This is a genomic window from Streptomyces subrutilus (genome assembly GCF_001746425.1).
GTDB classification, from domain to species: Bacteria; Actinomycetota; Actinomycetes; order Streptomycetales; family Streptomycetaceae; genus Streptomyces; species Streptomyces subrutilus_A.
Genome location: NZ_MEHK01000001.1, coordinates 708367 through 723882, shown reverse-complemented (window position 1 = coordinate 723882; position 15516 = coordinate 708367). Strand labels below are relative to the sequence as shown.

21 protein-coding genes are annotated in these 15516 nt (G+C 72.6%); 6 read left to right on the top strand and 15 right to left on the bottom strand.

Going from position 1 to position 15516, the window contains the following annotated elements; all coding sequences use genetic code 11:
- Positions 1–15: 15 nt before the first annotated feature.
- The 4 genes from BGK67_RS04270 to BGK67_RS04255 form a co-directional block, all read right to left on the bottom strand.
- Complete coding sequence (locus BGK67_RS04270) at positions 16–624, bottom strand: response regulator transcription factor (RefSeq protein ID WP_069918635.1); 609 nt, start codon at positions 622–624, stop codon at positions 16–18.
- A 264-nt stretch (positions 625–888) separates the two neighbouring features.
- The gene (locus BGK67_RS04265) at positions 889–1338 is read right to left on the bottom strand and encodes an SRPBCC family protein (RefSeq protein WP_069918634.1); all 450 of its coding nucleotides are present in this window, start codon (positions 1336–1338) and stop codon (positions 889–891) included.
- A gap of 226 nt (positions 1339–1564) precedes the next feature.
- Positions 1565–2317 (bottom strand): sortase domain-containing protein, encoded by a 753-nt coding sequence (locus BGK67_RS04260; RefSeq protein ID WP_079154003.1) that lies wholly within the window; start codon positions 2315–2317, stop codon positions 1565–1567.
- A 125-nt stretch (positions 2318–2442) separates the two neighbouring features.
- Positions 2443–3213: a CAP domain-containing protein gene (locus BGK67_RS04255; protein ID WP_069918633.1), complete on the bottom strand. Its 771-nt coding sequence runs from the start codon at positions 3211–3213 to the stop codon at positions 2443–2445.
- A 502-nt stretch (positions 3214–3715) separates the two neighbouring features.
- Here BGK67_RS04255 and BGK67_RS04250 point away from each other — a divergent pair.
- Positions 3716–4246 carry a hypothetical protein gene (locus BGK67_RS04250; protein WP_141754000.1) on the top strand — a complete coding sequence of 177 codons (531 nt, stop codon included), beginning with the start codon at positions 3716–3718 and terminating at the stop codon, positions 4244–4246.
- An 89-nt stretch (positions 4247–4335) separates the two neighbouring features.
- On the opposite strand, the gene BGK67_RS04245 is transcribed toward BGK67_RS04250, so the two are convergent.
- Entirely contained in the window at positions 4336–4593 is a 258-nt protein-coding gene (locus BGK67_RS04245) for a hypothetical protein (protein ID WP_069918631.1), read from the bottom strand.
- A complete protein-coding gene (locus tag BGK67_RS04240) occupies positions 4580–4903 on the bottom strand; it encodes a DUF6400 family protein (protein ID WP_069918630.1) in 324 nt (107 codons plus the stop codon). The genes BGK67_RS04245 and BGK67_RS04240 overlap by 14 nt, the downstream gene beginning before the upstream one ends.
- A 163-nt stretch (positions 4904–5066) precedes the next feature.
- Between BGK67_RS04240 and BGK67_RS04235 the strand changes: the two genes are divergently transcribed.
- Positions 5067–5360 carry a hypothetical protein gene (locus BGK67_RS04235; RefSeq protein WP_069918629.1) on the top strand — a complete coding sequence of 98 codons (294 nt, stop codon included), beginning with the start codon at positions 5067–5069 and terminating at the stop codon, positions 5358–5360.
- 39 nt (positions 5361–5399) lie between these two features.
- Here the strand turns inward: BGK67_RS04235 and BGK67_RS04230 are convergent, their stop codons facing one another.
- From BGK67_RS04230 to BGK67_RS04215, 4 genes are all read right to left on the bottom strand, one after another.
- On the bottom strand, positions 5400–5753 hold the full coding sequence (locus BGK67_RS04230; protein ID WP_069918628.1) for a hypothetical protein: 354 nt from the start codon (positions 5751–5753) through the stop codon (positions 5400–5402).
- A 143-nt stretch (positions 5754–5896) separates the two neighbouring features.
- Positions 5897–6220, bottom strand: a complete 324-nt coding sequence (locus tag BGK67_RS04225) for a hypothetical protein (protein ID WP_069918627.1) — start codon at positions 6218–6220, stop codon at positions 5897–5899.
- A gap of 140 nt (positions 6221–6360) precedes the next feature.
- Positions 6361–6852, bottom strand: coding sequence for a hypothetical protein (locus BGK67_RS04220; RefSeq protein WP_347878398.1), 492 nt, complete (start codon positions 6850–6852; stop codon positions 6361–6363).
- 153 nt (positions 6853–7005) lie between these two features.
- Complete coding sequence (locus tag BGK67_RS04215) at positions 7006–8010, bottom strand: BtrH N-terminal domain-containing protein (protein ID WP_069918625.1); 1005 nt, start codon at positions 8008–8010, stop codon at positions 7006–7008.
- Between the two features lie 150 nt (positions 8011–8160).
- On the opposite strand from BGK67_RS04215, the gene BGK67_RS04210 reads away from it, so the two are divergent.
- From BGK67_RS04210 to BGK67_RS04200, 3 genes are read left to right on the top strand one after another with little or no spacing between them, the layout of a single operon-like run.
- The gene (locus BGK67_RS04210; protein WP_069918624.1) at positions 8161–9837 is read left to right on the top strand and encodes an NAD(P)/FAD-dependent oxidoreductase; all 1677 of its coding nucleotides are present in this window, start codon (positions 8161–8163) and stop codon (positions 9835–9837) included.
- Positions 9838–9848: 11 nt separating this feature from the next.
- The gene (locus BGK67_RS04205) at positions 9849–11339 is read left to right on the top strand and encodes an ATP-binding protein (protein WP_208948779.1); all 1491 of its coding nucleotides are present in this window, start codon (positions 9849–9851) and stop codon (positions 11337–11339) included.
- Positions 11336–11689 (top strand): UBP-type zinc finger domain-containing protein, encoded by a 354-nt coding sequence (locus BGK67_RS04200; protein WP_069918622.1) that lies wholly within the window; start codon positions 11336–11338, stop codon positions 11687–11689. The genes BGK67_RS04205 and BGK67_RS04200 overlap by 4 nt, the downstream gene beginning before the upstream one ends.
- 43 nt (positions 11690–11732) lie before the next feature.
- Here BGK67_RS04200 and BGK67_RS40685 read toward each other — a convergent pair whose 3' ends face one another.
- From BGK67_RS40685 to BGK67_RS04180, 5 genes are all read right to left on the bottom strand, one after another.
- The gene (locus tag BGK67_RS40685; protein WP_279628656.1) at positions 11733–11855 is read right to left on the bottom strand and encodes a hypothetical protein; all 123 of its coding nucleotides are present in this window, start codon (positions 11853–11855) and stop codon (positions 11733–11735) included.
- Between the two features lie 165 nt (positions 11856–12020).
- Positions 12021–12485 carry an ATP-binding protein gene (locus tag BGK67_RS04195; protein ID WP_079154002.1) on the bottom strand — a complete coding sequence of 155 codons (465 nt, stop codon included), beginning with the start codon at positions 12483–12485 and terminating at the stop codon, positions 12021–12023.
- Between the two features lie 151 nt (positions 12486–12636).
- On the bottom strand, positions 12637–13584 hold the full coding sequence (locus tag BGK67_RS04190) for a sensor histidine kinase (protein ID WP_107488766.1): 948 nt from the start codon (positions 13582–13584) through the stop codon (positions 12637–12639).
- Positions 13581–14012 (bottom strand): STAS domain-containing protein, encoded by a 432-nt coding sequence (locus BGK67_RS04185; RefSeq protein WP_069918621.1) that lies wholly within the window; start codon positions 14010–14012, stop codon positions 13581–13583. The genes BGK67_RS04190 and BGK67_RS04185 overlap by 4 nt, the downstream gene beginning before the upstream one ends.
- A gap of 9 nt (positions 14013–14021) precedes the next feature.
- Entirely contained in the window at positions 14022–14918 is an 897-nt protein-coding gene (locus BGK67_RS04180) for a SigB/SigF/SigG family RNA polymerase sigma factor (RefSeq protein WP_069923615.1), read from the bottom strand.
- Between the two features lie 236 nt (positions 14919–15154).
- Here BGK67_RS04180 and BGK67_RS04175 point away from each other — a divergent pair, with 236 nt between their 5' ends.
- The gene (locus BGK67_RS04175; RefSeq protein WP_069918620.1) at positions 15155–15505 is read left to right on the top strand and encodes an STAS domain-containing protein; all 351 of its coding nucleotides are present in this window, start codon (positions 15155–15157) and stop codon (positions 15503–15505) included.
- Positions 15506–15516 lie beyond the last annotated feature (11 nt).

Genomic DNA, 15516 nt, shown 5'->3' with positions numbered 1-15516 from the left:
CCCGTCCGCGACGGATCAGACCCAGCCCTCCCGCCGGGATATCCGGATCGCGTCGATGAGGTTGCGCGCACCGGTCTTGCGGGTCGCCGCGGCCATGTAGTTGCGCACGGTTCCGCTGGCCAGGTGCAGGGCGCGGGCGATCTCGGCGATGGAATCGCCCTCCGCGGCCCGGGCCAGCACGCTGACCTCGCGCGGGCTCAGCGGTACGGGGTCGGCCGCCATGAAGGCGGAGGCCAGTGAGGCGTCGATGAACCGCTCTCCCGCGGCGACCTTGCGGACGGCCCGTACGAGGCGCCCGGGCGAGCCGTCCTTGTCGACGTAGCCGCGGGCCTCGGCCTGGAAGGCCCGGTGCAGGGAGCCGGGCGCGCCGGTCGAGGCGAGCATCAGGACGGAGGACGGGGACGCGAGGACCTGCCGGTCCCCGCGCCGGCCGTCGGCCAAAACGGCCGTCGTACCCGGACAGTCGAGGTCGACGACCGTGACGTCCGGTCGTAAGGACTGGGACTGGCGCGCCGCGGTCCGCCAGCCCGCGGTGGTGACCTCGAAGGGCCCCTCGGATCTCAGCAGGGCGGCGAGTGCCGACCTGACCAGGCTGACGTTGTGCAGGACGAGGACCTTCGTCATCGTGCGCTCTCCTCGGTAGACGAACCCAACAGCACCACGCGGGTGCCCCCGTTCAGGGGTGATGGAACGTCACTGCGGGGGGCGTGGAGGGGCGTACGCGCAACTTGGCCGAGATACCCAAGGATTCCCGCTTCCGTTCGGCGGGTTATCGACTTGAAGACCGGCCCGGTCCTGCTCCGGGGCGCCTCGTCCTGTCCTGTCCGCGCCCCTGAGGTCCGCCTGCGGCGCGCCCGCTCCTGCCCGCGGCCGCGCCGTTCGCGGGGATCAGACCGTGCCCCGCCAGGCGCCCGTCTCGACCCCGCGCGATTCGATGAAGAGCTTGAACCGCTTCAGGTCGCCCGTGACCTGGCGCTTGACGAATCCGAGCTTGTCGGCGGCCGTTTCGGCCAGGCCGTCGGGTGCCCAGTTCATGTGCAGGACGACCTTGGTGGTGGTCGCGTCGATCGGCTGGAAAGTGACGAGCCCGGCCTGGCGGGCCTCCCCGTCCACCGTCATCCACGCGACGCGCCGGTCAGGGAGCTGCTCGGTGATCTGGGCGTCGAACTCGCGCTGCACACCGTTCACGTTCGTCACCCAGTGGGTGAGGATGTCCGTGCGCTGTTCTATGCGTTCGACCCCCTCCATGAAGGCGGGGAACTCCTCGAACTGCGTCCACTGGTTGTAGGCCGTGCGTACGGGGACGTTGACCTCGACATACTCCTCGACGTGCGACATGCGCGAATCCCTTCCGTTGCGTCGGCGGCCCCGCTCCGGGCGGGGCGGTCGTCCGTCAGGACGTCTCGAAGCGCGGGTGCCCACCGCTGAGAGGCCCATGCACCGGCGCGGACGGCCCGCGCGGCGCACCCTCGTCCAGGCGGCCGGATCGACGCGGCCCTGCGCGCGCTCTGCTTCGACCCCGGGCCTGGGTGCGAGCCATCACGGCATGCGGGTTCCGGCCGGCTCAGCCGGCGGGCGTCGGCGCGGGGGTGGCGGCGGTGGTCTTGCGGAGGACGCCTATCTTGTCGATGCGGTGCTCGGGGTTGCCCTGGGCGTCGCTCCAGTAGTTCCCCTCGGCGTGGTCCTCCGGGGTGGCGCAGGTCGACAGGGTGATCATGGCCTGGGTGGGTTTCGCCCCGGGCCGGCCGGGCACCGCGGCGCGCTGCTCGCTCAGCGAGCGCTCGGACCGGAAGGACGTCTCGCGGGTCGCCACTATCTCGTAGGTGTGCACCACGCCGTCCACGGCGACGAGCACCTCGTCGCCCTTCTTCACGGCGGGCAGATCGCGCAGCGGTCCGCCCGCGGACAGGCGGTGCGCGGTGACCAGGAAGTTCCCGACCTGCCCGGGTCCTACCCCGCCCCCCTTCCCGTAGGGGCTGGCGGCCACGCCGCGATCCTGGATGCGGGTGCCCGGCACGTCGTCCGTGGTGCCCTCGTACGGGATCACGCGCAGTCCGGTGACGCCCGCGGAGGGTATGGACAGCGTGGAGGCCCGGGGCTGCGCGGTGGGGGCCGGGGACGGCTCCCGCACGGCCGTGGCCGACGGGGAGGCCGCGGCAGGGGCGGCGGGGGTCGAGGCCGCGGCCGGGGCCGCCACCGTCGCCCGCACCGGGCTCGCCGGACCGGCGGCGGCCTCGGGTGCGCAGGCTGCCAGCAGGGCGGTCGCGGCGGCGGCCAGGACGGCGGCGGTCGCTCGGTGCGGGTACGGCAGGGGCATGGACGGGTTCCGTGTCGCTCGGTCGGCCGGTGAGGGAGTCGTGCGGCGGCGAGGTGACCCCGCTCCGCTCCGCCAGAGTGACATACGGAGCAAGGCGTACATAAGCCCCTGCCGGGCCGACGATGTCAGCGGGCGGTGCCGAAGCTCTGCGTCCAGTAGGAGTTCGGCTGGGCGAGGCCGACGCCGATCTCCTTGAACGCGCAGTTGAGGATGTTCTGCCGGTGGCCGGGGCTGTTCATCCAGCCGGTCATGACTTGCGCGGGCGTGCTGTATCCGTAGGCGACGTTCTCGCCGTAGGTCGTCCAGGCGTAACCGGCGCGGGTGATGCGCCCGCCCGGGTCCGAGCCGTCGGATCCGGTGTGCGACATGTTGGAGTGCGCGGCCATGTCCTTGCTGTGGTTCAGCGCGGCGGCCGTCAGCTTCGCATTGACGGTCAGCGCCGAGCAGCCGGCCTTGGCGCGCTCCTTGTTCACGAGCGCCACCACCTCGGCGGCCGGACCGGACGGCGCGACGGTCGGCGGTGTGCTCGGCTGCTTGGGTGCGGCCGGGGGCTTCGGCTTGGCCGGGGCCGGCGCGGCGGGCTGCGGCTGCGTCGGCGGCTGCGTCGTCGCGGCGGGCGGCTCGACCGGCTGCGGTTCCACCGTGGGCTGCTGCTCCGTCGGCTGGGGCGCCTCGACGGGGGCGGCCACGGGGTCCGCCTGGGTCTGGGGCGGCACGGTGGGCGACGGCGCGGCGGGGGAGTAGGGGCGGGAGCCCTGCCTCTCGGAGGCCCTCGCCGCGCCCGTCTCCTGCGTGTCCCAACACGCGATCGCGGCCGTGGGTACGGCCACGACGCCCAGGGTGACGGCGGCGATCGATATCTTCCGGTAGTGCTTCTTCTTGCGGTGCTTCTGCATGCTGGCCTCACTTGGTCTCTGCGAAGCGTCCTGTGCCTGAGCTGCTGGAGCGCCGGGCGGGCCGCCATTCTTAAAAGGCCGGTAAGAGCCTGGCAAGTTTCGGGCTGGGGTCGCCCGGCGGCGCCGCACACCGGGCTTGAAATGGGCGCGGAGTCGTGCTGGCCGCGCGTTCGGCGCGCTGCCGCGAGGGGGCGGCCACCGTCAGAAACGCCTGTGACGTGGCGTGTTGCGGAAAGCCGATCCGTTCCCGGAAAGGCCCATTTCGGGGGGCAGGGGGAATGTCGGCTCCAGCGGGACAAATCTCGACATTTGTGGGAAGCCTTAGTGGACGTAATGCTTCCGTGATCCTGGAACCCGTTGTGACGCATATCACTGTTTCGCGGCGCAACCAACGGCGTCGCAGGGTGGGCCGGTCCCCGGCGTGTCTGCGGCGTACCGGTCGGGCCGGGCGGTACCAGTGGCGAGCGGGGCAGTCAGTGCCGGGGTCGTGGTGCCGGTGCCGGTGCCGAAGAGACGAGAGCGGGAGTCGGTTGTGGCGATGGTCGGACTGTTCTGGGTCACCCCGGACGCGGTGTACGTCGGTTCGCCGCCGGCCGCGGACGGGGGCTGCGTCCGGCTGAGCGCCGACGGGCTGGAGTCTCGGGACCCGGAGGGCTCCCGGACGTGGGCGTGGGACGGGCTGCGCTCCGCCGTCGTGGCGGACGTGCCCGCCGAGGGCCGGGCGGGCCGTGCGCCCAAGTTCCTCGGGTCGATGGTCTCGGCCGCGCTCGGCGCCTTCCTCGGTGAGGGGCCGCCGGAGATGACGCTGCGGCTCGGGACGGAGTACGGGCCGCAGGAGCTGAAGGTGTACTCGGCGGCGGCCGGAGGGTACGGAGCCGAGGAGGCGGCGCTCTCGCAGGACCTCCTTGCCCGCTTCGTGGCGGGCACCGCGGACCCGCGGGTCGTCGAGGCGTGGGGCCGTGCACACGGCTTGGAGGGCACTCCCAAGCCGCGCGAACGGGAGGCGCTGCTGCGCGCCTGGGCGCAGGGCTGACCCGGCCCGGGCTGGTCGCGGCGGGCGTCACCGCGACCGGCACCATGCCCCCGTGACTTCGAGGCCGCTGATCGCCGCCGGTTTCCGGCTCAGAGGCGGGGCAGGGCCCCGACGATGCGGTTCCACACGGAGCGGGTGGCTCCGAAGCCGCTCTCGTGCACCCAGACGTGCGTGCACGCCGGGCACTGGAGGTGCAGCAGGCTGCCGGTGTTGGTGAGCAGGTAGCGCCAGTGGGTGGAGCAGGTCCGCCGCTCCTCGCAGGGCTCACAGCCCTGGGCGTCCGCGCACTTCGGGCAGGCCACCCAGGCGCGGCGCCCGGGATCGGCCTGCGGGTCAAGCGGCAGCACGGCCGTCTCCCCTCGCGGGCAGCACGCCGGCCGCGACCAGGTCGTCGTACAGGCGCTGCTGCCGCGCGTCGAGTCCGGAGTACAGCAGGTCGTACGCCGCCTCCTCGCCGAGCAGCACCTCGACCGGATCCCAGTCGGGGCCGAGGGCTTCCATCACCTGGGCGCGCCGCAGCACCTCCTGCGAGGTGAGGTCCACCGCGAAGTCGACCAGCGCGGCCGCGTCGCCGGAAGCGCCGGAAGCGCCGGAGGAGTCGGAAGCGCCGGAGGCGCCGGGCTCGTCCGGGGCGTGGAGGGGGTCGTGGGGGGCCATGACATCGAACTTAGGTATCCCTTCCTTCCCGGGTCAAGGGAGGGTGGGCGGAGTCACAGACCAGGGCCTTTCGCGCAAAGTGACGCCCCGCTCGGGCGCGCGCCGAACTGCGCCGGCTCCCGCGGCGGGATATCAAAGAGCGTGAAGGCGAGCGCGAGGCCCGGTGGTCGAGGCCACCGCCCGGCTCGCGTTCGACGGTGCCACCATCACGCACGCCGCCGTCGCGGCGGGCGCGGTGGGGCGGGTCCCGCTCCGGCTGCCGGAGGTGGAGGCCGCCCTGATCGGCCGCGAGCCCACCCCCGGCCTCCTCGCCGAAGCGGCCGCGACGGTCCTGGCCCGCTGCCGCCCCCTCCCGCAGACCGCCTACAAGGCCACCCTCTTCAGGGACACCGTCCTGGAGGTCCTGGAACAGGCCGCCGCCCCGCCCGGCGCGGGTCGGGCCCAGCCCCGCGACTGACCTCCCGCCTGCACGCCGGCGGGCCCGCCCACGCCCGCTTCAGCGGAACTCGTGGACCACCTGGATCTCGCCCACGATGTGGGCGTTGAAGTCGTCCAGCTCCTCGGCCGGCACCCAGAGCTCGAGGATCGCCCGCCCGCCGGCCTGCTGGACGGGATACCGGCTCAGGAACTCCGACGCGACCTCGAACCGGGTGACGAAGCCGGCGCCGTCGTGCTTCACGTTCCAGTCCCGCGCGATCATGATCGCGTAGTCCTCGTTGAGGACCGGGTAGAAGATCGGCTGCTCGGGGAGCCGAGGCGGCCACGCACGCCAGTTCAGCTCGCGGACCAGGTCCAGCTCCTTGGGGCCGGTGGGGCGCCACAGGGTCGTCGTCGCTTGCCGGCTGGTCATGTGCATCGCTCTCTGAACGTGGGAACCCGCTGCCGGCGGTACGGCCGGGCGGGAGGCCAGACCCTACCGGCAGCGTGAGTTCGGCGCCCAGCGGGTTTCCGCGCCCGCCGGTGCCGTCGCGCTGACCCCGCCCCGCCGGGGCGTCAGGTCTCGATGAGCCGGACCACCAGCACGAAGCCTGCGGCCAGCAGCAGGACGATGGTGTACCCGGCGAGCAGCTTGCGGTGCCCGCGTCGCAGGCTGCCGACCGCGGAGGCGATGCCGAAACCGGCGGCAAGCAGCCCGAGAACGCCGAGCACCGCGGCCGTCCAGTACGCCCAGGCGTGCTCCCCGAGAAAGCGCAGCAACAGGAAGGCGGGCACCAGCAGCGCCAGGGCCGGCATGCTGTCCGCGGAGCCGACCTCGTCCGGCCGCTTCGCCGTCTCCAGCCCCGTCGTTTCCGGCTCAGCCGTGTCCCGCTCCGACATCTCCCACGCCTCCCGCGTACCGGCGCGCCCCGTACGCGCCGTCCCCCCGCGAAGACGCCCGTTCCGCCCGCCGGGTTGCGTGCGGTACGCGGTCATCCCGGTCAGGCGAGGCAGCCGCTGAGGCCGACGATCACCTGGTGTCAGTACACGAGCTTGTACGTGACGTCCTTGGCGACCGGGACCGGTGCGGTGTCGGTGTAGAGGAGCCGGATCATCGTGAAGCGCTGGACCTCGGGGTGCTCGGGCCAGGCCTCCGGATGGCTCAGGGTCACCGTGACCGGGTAGGCGCGGAAGCGGCCGGCCGCACAGTAGGGGCGGCAGTCGTTCACCATGTCGGTGCCGGTGGCCGTCGCGGTGCTCGGCCCCCAGGTCTCCCAGCGGAGCTTGACCAGGCGGTTGTTCCCGTCGCCGCAGGCCAGCAAGTACTCCTCGGGGCGCGTCTGGGCCTCGGAGAAGCAGTCGACCACCACGGGATCCAGGGGGGCCGCGTTCGGCGCAGGAGCCGTCGCGGCGGGCTGCGCGGAGGCCGGGATCACGGCGGCCGTCAGGGCGGCCGCGGTGCACAGCAGGGTGGTCATCCGCACCTTGTACCGGGGAGCGCGTGCGGGTCGGTCGGCTGCTGAAATGTTCACGGAGGGACCTTCCTCGCCACTTTCGGCCGCCGTCGCTGCGGCCTCACCCAGCTTCCCCCATTCGTGTCGGCCGTGCACCCGCTGGGCATCGCTCCGCCCCGCGGTGCCATGATCAGCGGAGCCGCCCGGACCGCCCGGCGGTGGCGCGCCGGGCTACTTCCCCAGCGCCAGGACCGCCTGCCGCTCCAGCTCCAGGCTGCGGTCCACCCGCTGCGCACACGCGTCGAACAGCGCGCGCCGCTCCTCGGCCCCGGCCTGGGGGTCCGCGTCGCGGGCGAGCGCGGCCAGCTCCGACCAGTGCCCGGCGGACTCCCGGAAGAGGCCGGCGGCCTCCGGGCGCCCGACGAGGTCCAGGAAGTCGGCGTACAGCGGCCGGGTCGCGCCCGGGGCGGTCCATTCCTCCTCCAGGCAGGCGTGCAGCCGCCCGGTACCGGCCCGGAAGGCCTCGGGGGAGCCGCCGAAGCGGCGCTCCCAGCCCGTCTTGGTGGTGCTGTCGCGCAGCTGCGCGGCGAGCTTCTCCATTCCGGTGAACCCGAAGTTCACGTCGAACTTGTTCCCCAGGACCGGCCCCGTCAGGCGCGTGACGGTGGCGGCGACGGCCCCGGCCACGTCCGGCTCCGTCTCGGACGGCCCGGTGGGCACGATCAGCTGGTGGCGGCCCTTGCGGTGCGCGGTCCAGGCGGCCCCGAACTCCTCGCGGTCGATCCGGTGCGGGGTGTCGGCGCCGTCCTCGATCAGCAGGTCGTCGCCGTCGTACCCGGCGATGACGACGGTGTACGGGTCGGCGCCGGTCATCTCGGCGTCCGGGTCGGCCTCGTGCCAGGGCAGGGAGGAGCGGTCGACCACGCAGAAGGCGGGCTGCCCCTGGTCGAGCGCGGCGCGGACCCGGCCCCAGCGGGGGTTCATCGCGCGCGTGGCCTCGTACGGGACGCCCAGCCGGCCGAGCGCGACCTGCACCCAGGGCTCCGGGTGGGCCTGCGCCACGATCGTGGCGATCGGCACCCGGCCCGCGTACTCGAAGACGAAGTACATGAAGCCGATCCCGCCCGCCAGGCCGGCCACGAGCTCCTCGTCGTGGACGCTGCCGAGGGCGTGGCGGATCAGGGAGGCTTCACGGTGGCGTCCGGTGCCGAAGTCTTCGTACGCGAGCACAGTCATGCGATCAGCCTATCCGCGGCACGGGCCTGCCCTGGCGGCCGCCATAAACCGCTATCCCTGAGCAAACCCGGACGAACAGAACGTACGATGGGCGGGAACCGGCGCGGGCGGCTCGCCGCGCCGCCGGTCCGGGCCGTTCGTGGGAGGCGCATGGCACAGGTCGCCGACACCGCGCGGACCGTCATCCTCACCGTGGACGACGATCCGGGAGTCTCCCGTGCCGTCGCCCGTGACCTGCGGCGACGCTATGGCGCCGGGTACCGGATCGTGCGCGCAGAGTCCGGGGAGTCCGCGCTGGAAGCACTGCGCGAGCTCAAGCTGCGGGGCGATCTGGTGGCCGTGATCCTGGCCGACTACCGCATGCCCCAGATGAACGGCATCGAGTTCCTCGAACAGGCGCTGAACGTGTACCCGGGCGCCCGCCGCGTACTACTGACCGCGTACGCCGACACCAACGCGGCCATCGACGCGATCAACGTCGTCGACCTCGACCACTACCTGCTCAAGCCGTGGGACCCGCCGGAGGAGAAGCTCTACCCGGTCGTCGACGACCTGCTCACGGCCTGGCGCGCCGGCGACCACCGGCCGGTACCCGCCACGAAGGTCGTCGGGCACCGCTGGTCGGCGCGCTCCTCGCACGTGCGGGAGTTCCTGGCCCGCAACCAGGTCCCGTACCGCTGGTACTCCTCCGACGAGCCCGAGGGACGGCGGCTGCTCGACGCCGCCGGGGCCGACGGACAGCGGCTGCCCGTGGTGATCACCCCGGACTGCACCGTGCTGATCGAGCCGGAGGCCACCGACCTCGCCGCCCACGTCGGGCTCGCGACGACCCCGGCCGCCGAGTTCTACGACCTCGTCGTGATCGGCGGCGGCCCGGCCGGCCTCGGCGCGGCCGTGTACGGGGCCTCGGAAGGGCTGCGGACGGTGCTGGTCGAGCGGTCGGCCACCGGCGGGCAGGCCGGGCAGAGCTCCCGCATCGAGAACTACCTCGGCTTCCCCGACGGCGTCTCGGGGGCGCAGCTCACCGAACGAGCCCGCCGCCAGGCCGGCCGGTTCGGCGCCGAGATCCTCACGGCACGCGAGGTCACGGGGCTGGAGGTCAACGGCGCGGCGCGCGTCGTCCGCTTCTCCGACGGCTCCTCGGTCACCGCGCACAGCGTCATCCTGGCGACCGGCGTCTCGTACCGGCAGCTCCGGGCCCCGGGCTGCGAGGACCTGACCGGCTGCGGGGTGTACTACGGCTCCTCCCTCACCGAGGCGTCGGCCTGCCAGGGGCAGGACGTGTACATCGTGGGAGGCGCCAACTCCGCCGGCCAGGCGGCTGTGTACCTGGCGCGGGGCGCGAACTCGGTGACGCTGCTGGTCCGCGGGGAGTCCCTGGCGGCGTCGATGTCGTACTACCTGATCCAGCAGATCGAAGAAGCCCCGAACATCACGGTGCGGACCCGGACGGCCGTCGAGGCGGCGCACGGCGACGGGCACCTGGAACAGCTGACGCTGCGCGATGTGGACAGCGGCGCGACCGAACGCGTCGACGCCCAGTGGATGTTCGTCTTCATCGGAGCGGCCCCCCGGACCGACTGGCTGGACGGCACGGTGCTCCGCGACGAGCGGGGCTTCATCCTGGCCGGGCCGGACCTCACGCCGGACGGCCGGCCGCCGGCCGAGTGGGAGCTGGACCGGCCGCCCTACCACCTGGAGACCAACGTTCCCGGAGTGTTCGTGGCGGGCGACGCACGCGCCGAGTCCGCGAAGCGCGTCGCGTCCGCCGTCGGAGAAGGAGCCATGGCCGTGATGCTCGTCCACCGGTACCTGGAGCAGTCGTGAGCGGGCACGCCATGCCCTGCGGCCCGCAGGAGATCGCCTCGCTGTTCCTGTTCGAGAAGCTCACCCCGGAACAGCTCGGACAGCTGTGCGCCGAAGGCCGCGTGGAGCGGTTCGAAGCCGGTCCGGTGTACACCGAGGGCGAACCGGCGACCTGCTTCTACGTGATGATCGAGGGCACCGTCGTCCTGTCCCGCCGGGTGGGCGGCGACGACGTCGAGGTGAGCCGGACCTCGCAGCGCGGGGTGTACGCGGGAGCCATGCAGGCCTACCTGGGCGACCGGGTGCCCCAGACGTACACCAACTCGATGCGGGTGACCGAGCCGACGCGGTTCTTCGTGCTGCCCGCCCAGTCCTTCGCGGGCTTCATGCGGGACTGGTTCCCGATGGCCGCGCACCTGCTGGAGGGACTCTTCTTCGGCGCGAAGAACACCCAGCGGGCCATCGGGCAGCGCGAACGCCTGCTGGCGCTCGGATCGCTGTCCGCAGGGCTCACCCACGAGCTCAACAACCCGGCCGCGGCTGCCGTCCGGGCCACCGCGGCGCTGCGCGAACGAGTGGGCAAGATGCGGCACAAGCTCGGCGTCATCGCGCACGGCCCCTACTCCCGCGAGACGCTCGCCGACCTCATCGAGATCCAGGAGCGCACCGCCGAACGCGTCGCGAAGGCCCCGTCGCTCAGCCCCCTGGAGGCGTCCGACCGGGAGGACGAGCTCGCGGACTGGCTCGAGGACCACGGCATCGCGGAAGGCTGGCGGATCGCACCGACCTTCGTACAGGCCGGGCTGGACAGCGACTGGCTGGAGCAGGTCGCGGCGGCCGTGGCCGAGGACATCCTCCCGGGGGCGATCGGCTGGCTCAACTACACGGTCGAGACCGAGCTGCTGATGGACGAGATCGAAGACTCCACCACCCGCATCTCCCACCTCGTGGACGCCGCCAAGCAGTACTCACAGCTCGACCGCGCCCCGCACCGGGTCGTCGACGTCCACGAACTCCTCGACAGCACCCTGCTGATGCTGTCCGGCAAGATCGGCCCCCGGGTCCGGGTCGTGAAGGAGTACGACCGCTCCGTGCCGGACGTGCCCGCCTACCCGGCGGAGCTCAACCAGGTGTGGACCAACCTCATCGACAACGCCGTCTTCGCGATCGGGAGCACCGGACGCGACGGCACGCTGACGGTGCGCACGGCACGGGAGGGGGACCGGCTGCTGGTGGAGTTCCGGGACACCGGGCCCGGCATCCCGGCGGACATCCGCAGCCGCATCTTCGATCCGTTCTTCACCACGAAGCCGGTCGGCGAGGGCACGGGCCTCGGCCTGGACATCTCCTGGCGGATCGTCGTCAACAAGCACCACGGAAGCCTCCAGGTCGAGTCCGCACCGGGCGACACCCGTTTCCAGGTGCTGCTGCCGCTGACCGCCCCGGAACCCGGGACCGAGGCAGGCACCCGGACCGACACCGAACCCGATACCGCGACCGAGATCGCCGAGGAGCCCGTATGACCGACATCAAGGGAATCGATCCGGGCGCCGCGCCCAGCGGCCCCGGCTGCGGCGACTGCGACGCGGTGGGCGGCTGGTGGTTCCACCTGCGCCGCTGCGCCCAGTGCGGCCACATCGGCTGCTGCGACTCGTCGCCCGCCCAGCACGCCACCGCCCACTGGAAGTCGACCGGACATCCCCTGGTACAAAGCTTCGAACCGGGCGAGGAGTGGTTCTGGGACTACGACAGCGGCAAGCTGTACGAGTCCGGGCCCGAGCTGACACCACCGGGCGGCCACCCCGCGGACCAGCCCGCGCCGGGACCGGCGGACCGGGTGCCCCAGGACTGGACCCGCCTGCTGAACCGCTGAACGCCCGGCCGGCGGCGGCCGTGAGTTCCGCGGCGGGGGAGTCCTACCGGTGCCGGGCCAGGGTGTGGACCAGGACGAGGAGGGCGAAGGCGATGACGGCCAGGTGGACCCAGACCGGGCCGGGTGCCGGGGTCAGGGCCAGCGAAGTGAGCTGATGGGAAGTCATACTGCGCGCCTGCCCCGGTCTGCCGCAATCACGCTCCCGTACGGGGACGAGGGGCGCGGGCCGGCTGCGGGGGCGGGGGGCGCGAGCCGGCCGGTTCGCACGATCGCGGTGTGGGGCGGGGCGGGCCCGGCCGGGTCACGTGCCCGTGAACGGGGGGTCGCCGGGTCACATGCCCGTGGACCTGCCCGAGGTCAGCCGGGACGCCTCGATCTCGGCCCAGACGGCCTTGCCGTTCTCACTGGTGACAGTGCCCCAGCGGTCCGAGAGACGGGCCACGATGTACAGCCCGTGGCCGCCCGGCAGGCCCCGCTGCGGGTTCGGGTGCGGACGGGGCAGCGTCGTCGTGCCGTCGTAGACCTCGATCCGCAGGGCCTCGCCGGACGTGAGCGCGAGCTCGATGCAGCCACCCGCGTGCAGCGAGGCGTTGGTCAGCAGCTCCGACACGAGGAGCAGCACGTCATCGGCGGTCGCCTCACCGTCCCAGCCCCAGTCCCGCAAGGCCTCACGGGTGAAATCGCGGCCCTTCGCCACGTGGCCCCGGACGCCGGACAGGGCGAGCCGACGGCGCTGCCCCACCACGGAAGGTCCGGTGCGCAGCGAATCGCCGGCTTCCGCTCCGATGGTTTCCACTGAGAACTCTCACCCCCACCGTTGGCACTGGTCTGTGATCGCGGGGACCCCTGTGGTCCCCCCAGGCCTCTTCATGATCGATGTCCTGGATCCGTCCGTACCCCCCGGACCCGGACACCGAGCGTGCCGACAGTCTAGGGGAGCTCCCGCCTCAGGAGGCTGCCATGTGCAGTCTCAGAATGAGGCCGCTGTCCGAGGCCCGGACCTCGACCAGGTCGCACAGCTGGTGGATCATCCACAAGCCGCGGCCGCCGTTGACCGAGGCCAGGGAAGGGCGGCGGCGACCCGCAAGCGGATCGGCCAGGCGGCCGCCGTCGCGGATCTCGGCCACGATGCCGGTACCGGTCCTCCACAGCCGCAGCGCACCCCGCCCACCGCCGTGGGCCAGGGAGTTGGCGGCGGCCTCGCTGAGCGCGAGGATCAGGTCGCCCTGCCGCGCGGCACTCAGGGCGGTGCCGCGGGCCCAGGCCTCGGCGTGGTCGCGCACCTCGCCCAGGCCCCCGTGGGTGTACTCGAGCCAGGGCGCGTCCCCGTCGGGCTCGGGCAGGGGGTGATCGCAGTCGGCGCTGACCGACGGGGCGTCGGCGTAGTCCGTGCTGAGCAGGTCCACGCCCTTCTCGATCAGTGTGGGATGGGTACGCCGGGCATCGGACACCACCGCGGGCGGCAGGCCCACTACGTCGTACGGGCACAGGATGGTGGCCTGCCGCCCCGCGAAGGCCGTGTTGATCAGAGCCTCGTGGCGCGTGGCCTCCAGCACCTCGGCCTGCGAGCGGCCGGGCCAGATGGGCTCGCCCACGATCCGGGCGGCCCGGCCGGCGTGCCGGTCGGCGAAATCCTGCAGGGCGGCCAGGATACGGCCGGGGTTGCGGCCCAGCTGCGTCATGTCCGTCCAGGTGACCTCGTCCGCGCCCGCGCCGACGCTCTCGCGCAAGACGTCCAGCCGCGTTCCGGGCACGGCCACGAGCACCGGCTCGTCGGCCGCGAGGGCAGCCCGTACGAAACCCCCCACCCCTGCCAGGTACTCCGCCTGACCCTGGTAGAAGAGGGCGGGGTGGACGAAGGCCCCAGGGTCGGTGGGCGCAGGAAGGTTCATCATGCTGCGACCTCCAGCGCGGCACATTCGTCCGGGAACATCGCCACGATCTTGCGGAGCGAGTACGGGGGGTGGTGGAGCAGCAGGCGGCGCCCCTGTCCGGTCACGGTAGTGGCCGCCTGCAGCAGGGCGGCGACCGCCCCCGTGTCGAGGAAGGCCACCTCGGAGAGATCGAGGTGGACCACCGGCCCCGGGATCCGGGTGACGACGCCGAGCGCCGCACACAGGATAGGCCGGGTGTCCAGGTCGCAGCTGCCGCTCAGGAGGGCGCCGGGACGGTCGCGCAGCGGCTGCGCGGTCAGCGTCGTCGTCGTGTCCGCGTCCGTGCCCGCCACCGAGGGGGCACACCGGACGACCGCGTCCGCCCACGCCACGGCGTCGAAGAGCGTCTGGGCGCCGTCGGGCGGGGCGGACCGGTCGGGGGATGGCATGTGCTCAACCTACGCCGAGAGCATGCCGGCGCGCAGCCGGGTCAGGGTCCGGGACAGCAGGCGCGAGACCTGCATCTGCGAGATGCCGAGCTCGGCGCCGATCTCCGCCTGGGTCTTCTCCTCGCCGAAACGCATCTGCAGGATCAGGCGGTCCCGCTCACCCAGCTGCTCCAGCAGCGGCGCGAGGGTGTGGAAGTCCTCGAAGAGCTCCATGGCGGGATCGACCTCGCCGAGCCGGTCCGCCAGCGGCCGCGCCGTCCGGCCCGCCGGCGACGGCTCGTCGCCCTCGGCGCCGGTGGTGTCCAGGGAGCCGCTCGTATAGCCGTTCGCGGCGACCAGCCCGTCGATGACCTGCTCCTCGGTCAGTTCGAGGTGCTGGGCGACCTCCTTGACCGTCGGGGCCCGGCCCAGGACGTCGGTCAGGGCCTCCTGCGCCTTGGCGAGCTCGGTCCGCAGCTCCTGCAGGCGGCGGGGGACGTGCACGGCCCAGGTGGTGTCGCGGAAGAAGCGCTTGATCTCTCCGGTGATGTACGGCAGGGCCAGCGTGGAGAACTCGACCTCGCGCTCGAGGTCGTACCGGTCGATGGCCTTGATCAGGCCGATGGTCCCCACCTGGATGATGTCGTCCATGTCGAGGCTCCCGCCCAGTGCGCGGGCGCGGAAACGGCGCGCGGCGAACTGCACGAGGGAGAGGTTCATCTCGATCAGGGTGTTGCGGGCGTACTGGTACTCGGGCGTGCCCTCTTCCAGCGTGCGGAGCCTCTCGAAGAAGACCTTCGACAGCTCGCGTGCGTCGGCGGGCGCCATTTCCCGGGCGTTGTCCACCTGGACCAGGTCCACGTCCTGCGTCGGTGCCCCTGCGTCGGCGACCGGAGCGGGCGTGACCTGCGTCTCTGTCGCAGGCATGTGGCTTACGGCGGTGGCCGAGCGAGACATAGGGCCGTTCCCCTCCCGATTGACTGATTGCTGCTCGGCCGCTTCTGCCCGCACTTCGCGGTCTTACACAGCCTGATCCAGATTCTTTTTTCCCGTTCCACCGGGCAGGCGGCGCCGCGCATGGTCCCGGGGGCTCTCGACGGGTCCATGAACAGGCATACTCCCTTGCGGAAGCCGTACAGGTGTGACGATCCGGGGAGGCGGACATGACCGGAGCACAGGACGCGTACCACGATGGCGTGGTCGGCGAGAGCTACCCGGCCGGGGACGGGGCGGGATGGGTGGTGGCCGCCCGCGGGGAGCTCGACCAGGACACCCTGGGGCCGCTCGAGGAGGCGCTCGTCTCGGCGGCGGACGGGCACCGGATGGTGGTGCTGGACGCCCGCTGCATCACCTTCGGCGACTCGTCGTTCCTGAACCTGCTGCTGCGGATGCACCAGCTCACCTCGCTGCGCATCGCCGCCCCGGGCGAGCAGCTGCGCCGCCTCTTCGCCCTTACGGGCGCGGACACCATCCTCAGCCTGTACCCGGGTGTCGAAGACGCCCTCGCCGGGTGACGACCGGCGAG

Bases quoted from the DNA above. Each gene is read 5' to 3' on its own strand.
- BGK67_RS04270 (WP_069918635.1), bottom strand. From the start codon at position 624: ATGACGAAGGTCCTCGTCCTGCACAACGTCAGCCTGGTCAGGTCGGCA.
- BGK67_RS04265 (WP_069918634.1), bottom strand. From the start codon at position 1,338: ATGTCGCACGTCGAGGAGTATGTCGAGGTCAACGTCCCCGTACGCACG.
- BGK67_RS04260 (WP_079154003.1), bottom strand. From the start codon at position 2,317: ATGCCCCTGCCGTACCCGCACCGAGCGACCGCCGCCGTCCTGGCCGCC.
- BGK67_RS04255 (WP_069918633.1), bottom strand. From the start codon at position 3,213: ATGCAGAAGCACCGCAAGAAGAAGCACTACCGGAAGATATCGATCGCC.
- BGK67_RS04240 (WP_069918630.1), bottom strand. From the start codon at position 4,903: ATGGCCCCCCACGACCCCCTCCACGCCCCGGACGAGCCCGGCGCCTCC.
- BGK67_RS04230 (WP_069918628.1), bottom strand. From the start codon at position 5,753: ATGACCAGCCGGCAAGCGACGACGACCCTGTGGCGCCCCACCGGCCCC.
- BGK67_RS04225 (WP_069918627.1), bottom strand. From the start codon at position 6,220: ATGTCGGAGCGGGACACGGCTGAGCCGGAAACGACGGGGCTGGAGACG.
- BGK67_RS04215 (WP_069918625.1), bottom strand. From the start codon at position 8,010: ATGACTGTGCTCGCGTACGAAGACTTCGGCACCGGACGCCACCGTGAA.
- BGK67_RS04210 (WP_069918624.1), top strand. From the start codon at position 8,161: ATGGCACAGGTCGCCGACACCGCGCGGACCGTCATCCTCACCGTGGAC.
- BGK67_RS04205 (WP_208948779.1), top strand. From the start codon at position 9,849: ATGCCCTGCGGCCCGCAGGAGATCGCCTCGCTGTTCCTGTTCGAGAAG.
- BGK67_RS04200 (WP_069918622.1), top strand. From the start codon at position 11,336: ATGACCGACATCAAGGGAATCGATCCGGGCGCCGCGCCCAGCGGCCCC.
- BGK67_RS40685 (WP_279628656.1), bottom strand. From the start codon at position 11,855: ATGACTTCCCATCAGCTCACTTCGCTGGCCCTGACCCCGGCACCCGGC.
- BGK67_RS04190 (WP_107488766.1), bottom strand. From the start codon at position 13,584: ATGATGAACCTTCCTGCGCCCACCGACCCTGGGGCCTTCGTCCACCCC.
- BGK67_RS04185 (WP_069918621.1), bottom strand. From the start codon at position 14,012: ATGCCATCCCCCGACCGGTCCGCCCCGCCCGACGGCGCCCAGACGCTC.
- BGK67_RS04180 (WP_069923615.1), bottom strand. From the start codon at position 14,918: ATGCCTGCGACAGAGACGCAGGTCACGCCCGCTCCGGTCGCCGACGCA.
- BGK67_RS04175 (WP_069918620.1), top strand. From the start codon at position 15,155: ATGACCGGAGCACAGGACGCGTACCACGATGGCGTGGTCGGCGAGAGC.